The organism is Elstera sp. (assembly GCF_044372965.1).
In the GTDB taxonomy this organism is placed as follows: Bacteria; Pseudomonadota; Alphaproteobacteria; order Elsterales; family Elsteraceae; genus Elstera.
Map to the genome: position 1 here is coordinate 1 of NZ_JBILQX010000269.1, position 3,522 is coordinate 3,522.

The 3,522-nt window shown below is 56.0% G+C and carries 5 protein-coding genes; 3 read left to right on the forward strand and 2 right to left on the reverse strand.

What is annotated here, in order from left to right; translation table 11 throughout:
* Positions 1 to 172 precede the first annotated feature (172 nt).
* Entirely contained in the window at positions 173 to 469 is a 297-nt protein-coding gene (locus ACIQ36_RS19330) for a Dabb family protein (protein WP_395832401.1), read from the forward strand.
* Here the strand turns inward: ACIQ36_RS19330 and ACIQ36_RS19335 are convergent.
* Positions 466 to 1,593, reverse strand: a complete 1,128-nt coding sequence (locus ACIQ36_RS19335) for a PQQ-dependent sugar dehydrogenase (protein ID WP_395832403.1) — start codon at positions 1,591 to 1,593, stop codon at positions 466 to 468. The two genes, ACIQ36_RS19330 and ACIQ36_RS19335, sit on opposite strands and share 4 nt — an antisense overlap.
* A gap of 351 nt (positions 1,594 to 1,944) precedes the next feature.
* Here ACIQ36_RS19335 and ACIQ36_RS19340 point away from each other — a divergent pair, with 351 nt between their 5' ends.
* Both ACIQ36_RS19340 and ACIQ36_RS19345 read left to right on the forward strand, forming a co-directional pair.
* Positions 1,945 to 2,376, forward strand: a complete 432-nt coding sequence (locus ACIQ36_RS19340; RefSeq protein WP_395832405.1) for a hemerythrin domain-containing protein — start codon at positions 1,945 to 1,947, stop codon at positions 2,374 to 2,376.
* Positions 2,377 to 2,493: 117 nt separating this feature from the next.
* Positions 2,494 to 2,922 (forward strand): hemerythrin domain-containing protein, encoded by a 429-nt coding sequence (locus ACIQ36_RS19345; RefSeq protein WP_395832407.1) that lies wholly within the window; start codon positions 2,494 to 2,496, stop codon positions 2,920 to 2,922.
* A 70-nt stretch (positions 2,923 to 2,992) separates the two neighbouring features.
* Here the strand turns inward: ACIQ36_RS19345 and ACIQ36_RS19350 are convergent.
* A partial coding sequence (locus ACIQ36_RS19350) for an amidohydrolase family protein (RefSeq protein WP_395832409.1) occupies positions 2,993 to 3,522 on the reverse strand: 530 nt, incomplete at its 5' end.

The window sequence follows — 3,522 nt, forward strand, 5'->3', positions numbered from 1 at the left end:
GCCGCCCGCGCCCCCTCCCCCCGTGTGAAAGCGCGACGGTGTATCGCCGCGACTGTGCGACGGGATTTTCGCGGACGCAATCCAGGAAATTGCCGTCAGGACAATGTCTCGCCAAACGGGCATAGTGCCCATGGTTTTTCTTATAGGGGCAGGGCGATGGCGCGGATCAACCATGTGGTTCTCTTCGGCTGGACGCCCGAAGCAACCCCCGCGCAGAAGCAAGCCTGCGCCCCAAGCGCTGGCGGGGCTGAAAGCGGTGATTCCCGGCATTCTCGCCTATTCAAGCGGCGACCAGAACAGCCCCGAAGCCCCTGGCCAGGGTATCGATTCCGGCTTCGTCATGACGTTTACCGATGCCGCTGCGCGCGACGCCTATCTGCCGCATCCTGCGCATCAGCGGGTGATCCGCGAGTATATCACCCCGATTCTCCGGCAGGTGCAGGTGTTCGATTACGCGCTGACCGATTAAGGCTTTTTCGCTAAAGGATTGAGGCGGAGCACGCGGCCTTCGGCTGAATCGGTGAGCAGATAAATCAGCCCATCGGGGCCTTGGCGCACGTCTCGAATCCGCTCGCCCATATCCTCCAGCAACCGCTCTTCGCTGATCACCGTCTCGCCCTGGAGGATCATCCGCACCAGGGCGCCGAATTTCAACGATCCAGTGAAAAGGCTCCCCGTCCACCCCGGATAGGCTTTGCCCGTGTAAAACAGCAGACCGGAGGGGGCAATCGACGGGTCCCAATAGTGCAGCGGCGGCTCCATACCGGGGGCCTTGGTGCCGATGCCGATTTTCGAGCCATTATAATCCTTGCCATAGGTAATCACCGGCCAGCCGTAATTCTTGCCCGCTTGGGGGCGATTAAGTTCGTCGCCGCCCTGCGCGCCGTGTTCGATGGTCCAAAGCTGGCCCGTCTCCGGATTGATCGCCGCCCCTTGCAAGTTGCGATGCCCGTATGACCAAATCTCCGGCTTCGCGTCGGACCGGGTGAGAAACGGATTGTCGCTAGGGGGCGAGCCATCACGGCGCACGTGCGCGATCTTACCGAGGGTCGTGGTGAGATCCTGCGCGCTATCGCGATAGGAAAAGCGGTCGCCAAGGGTGATGAACAGCGAACCATCGCGCGCAAAGACTAACCGCGAGCCGAAATGCGCCGTGCCATTGACTTTCGGCGATTGCCGGAAGATCACGCGCACCTCATCGAGCCCGCTTGCCGAGAGCGTGCCGCGCGCAACCGCCGTTCCCGCCCCGCCGGGGCCGCCTTCGCTAAAACTAAGATAAACGAGCTTATTGTCGGCGAAATTCGGATCGAGCGCCACATCCAGCAACCCGCCTTGACCGCGCGCCACGACCTGGGGCACGCCCGTCAAAGGCTCCGACAGACGCCCGTCGCGCGCAACGATGCGTAGCCGCCCTGGGCGCTCGGTAACAAGCATGCGGCCATCGGGCAAAAACGCGAGACCCCAGGGGTTTTCCAGGCCCTTGGCCACGGTCGCAACCTCCGCAATGCCTGGAATCCGGGGGGTTTGCCCGTGCGCCGGCACCCCGATCAGCGTTCCCAGCACCCATCCGCCAATCACCAGAGCAAATCGCACAATAAGTCTCCCCTCACTGCGACGCCTCACGAGATCAACTCAACTCGACCAACATGTGAAAGCGCACATGATCACAATTATATTAACTTGCATCTTAAAAGCTATCTTTTACGGGGCGAACAAATTTTCGCGATGCTCTTGTCACACCGCGCGATACCGAAGAGGATAAATATTAGTGTAGGCACCGGCATTTTGCATGGCCTCACAGCCTCACAGTATCGAGAGTCGCTCAGCATAAATTATATCTGAAATACCAGTTTTAAAAAGATATACAAACTCAAAGATATCGTAAATTTTTACTATAGCTAAAAAGAGACGCTGTGCAGGGCCTTTGCACGAAAGGGAACATCAATGAACCAACCGACGGCAACGCATCGTTTTCGCACGCAGCATAGCGAAATTGGGGATATTGTTGTAAAAATCGAAACCATCCTCGCAAAACCGGCCTGGAGTGCCCAGGCGCAAGATATTCGCCAGTCTTTCAGCGAACTTTCAGCGAAGCTCCGGATTCATCTCGCCCTGGAAGACGACGTACTTTACCCGCGCCTTGCCCGCCATGGCGACAGCAAAGTCCGCGATCTTGCGGTGCGCTATCAGACCGAGATGGGCGGCATTCGCCAGGTCTATGAGGATTTCCTAAGCCAATGGGTTCATTCCGGTAAGCTGCTGACCGACCCTGCCGGATTCCAGACCACCGCGAAGGGCTTGTTTGCCGCGCTGAAGGACCGGATTCATCGAGAAAATTCCGAGGTTTATACCCTGGTCGATTCGGTCGGCTGGTAAGGCATCACGCAGGCATTAATAAATTTTAAACAGGAAGCCAATTGGTCGGGCTGGTTGAAAAGCTATTCTCTGAATGTTAAATACGCATATTGGATGCATCTTTTTGAGGGTCGGTTAATGCCCAAAGCCACTATTACTGAACGATTTAGGGCGCAGCATAACGATATCGAACAGCGTATATGCGATGTTGAAGCCCAGCTTCGAAATAGTAATTGGCGTGAAAACATCACAGCTCTACGAGCAGAATTCACACAATTATCGGCAAAATTACGCATTCATCTTGCTTTAGAAGATAATGCACTTTACCCGCGCCTGTCCACCCATAGCAACTCTGATTTGAGTGCCTTAGCGCATCAATATCAACTTGAGATGGGTGACATTAGGGATAGATATGAGGACTTCATAACCGAGTGGTTACACGGCGAACGTCTTAGTCGTGAACCTACGGAGTTCGAGCGAAGCAGCGCTTTACTATTTTCAACCCTTCGTAATCGCCTTGAGCGTGAGAATACAGAACTCTATCCTCTAGCCGATACAGTCGGATAAACAGTCTTAGGGGCGGGTTTCGGTCGATCCCCGCCCCAGTAGGCACTATATACACATGATTTTAAGGTGCCTATTCCGCCGCCTGTGCCCGCCGAACCGGCGTCGGTTGATTGAGCCCGTTTGCAAGCTTCAGCGCTTCGAAATAGGCTGGGAAGGCCGGGCGATTAACGTAGCGCCCAGCACCGCGCACGGTGCGGAGTTCGCCCTTGGTATAAACCAACTTGCCCGCCGAAACCGTGTGGCTCGGGATGCCCGTTACTTTCAGCCCTTCGAAGATATTGAAGTCGACCTGCTGATGGTGGGTTTTGGCGCTGATCGTTTTGGTGCCCGAGGGGTCCCACACGACGATATCGGCGTCAGCCCCGACAGCAATCGCGCCCTTGCGCGGGTAGAGATTGAAGATTTGCGCCGCATTCGTGCTGGTAATCTTCACGAACTCATTTGGCGTCAGCTTGCCGCTGTTTACGCCCTTTTCCCACAGCACCATCATCCGATCTTCAACGCCACCGGTGCCATTGGGGATTTTGCTGAAATCATTGCGGCCTGCGGCTTTCTGCGGCGCGCAGAAACAGCAATGGTCGGTCGCCGTCGTTTGAAGAT

Bases quoted from the DNA above. Each gene is read 5' to 3' on its own strand.
- ACIQ36_RS19330 (WP_395832401.1), top strand. From the start codon at position 173: ATGTGGTTCTCTTCGGCTGGACGCCCGAAGCAACCCCCGCGCAGAAGC.
- ACIQ36_RS19340 (WP_395832405.1), top strand. From the start codon at position 1,945: ATGAACCAACCGACGGCAACGCATCGTTTTCGCACGCAGCATAGCGAA.
- ACIQ36_RS19345 (WP_395832407.1), top strand. From the start codon at position 2,494: ATGCCCAAAGCCACTATTACTGAACGATTTAGGGCGCAGCATAACGAT.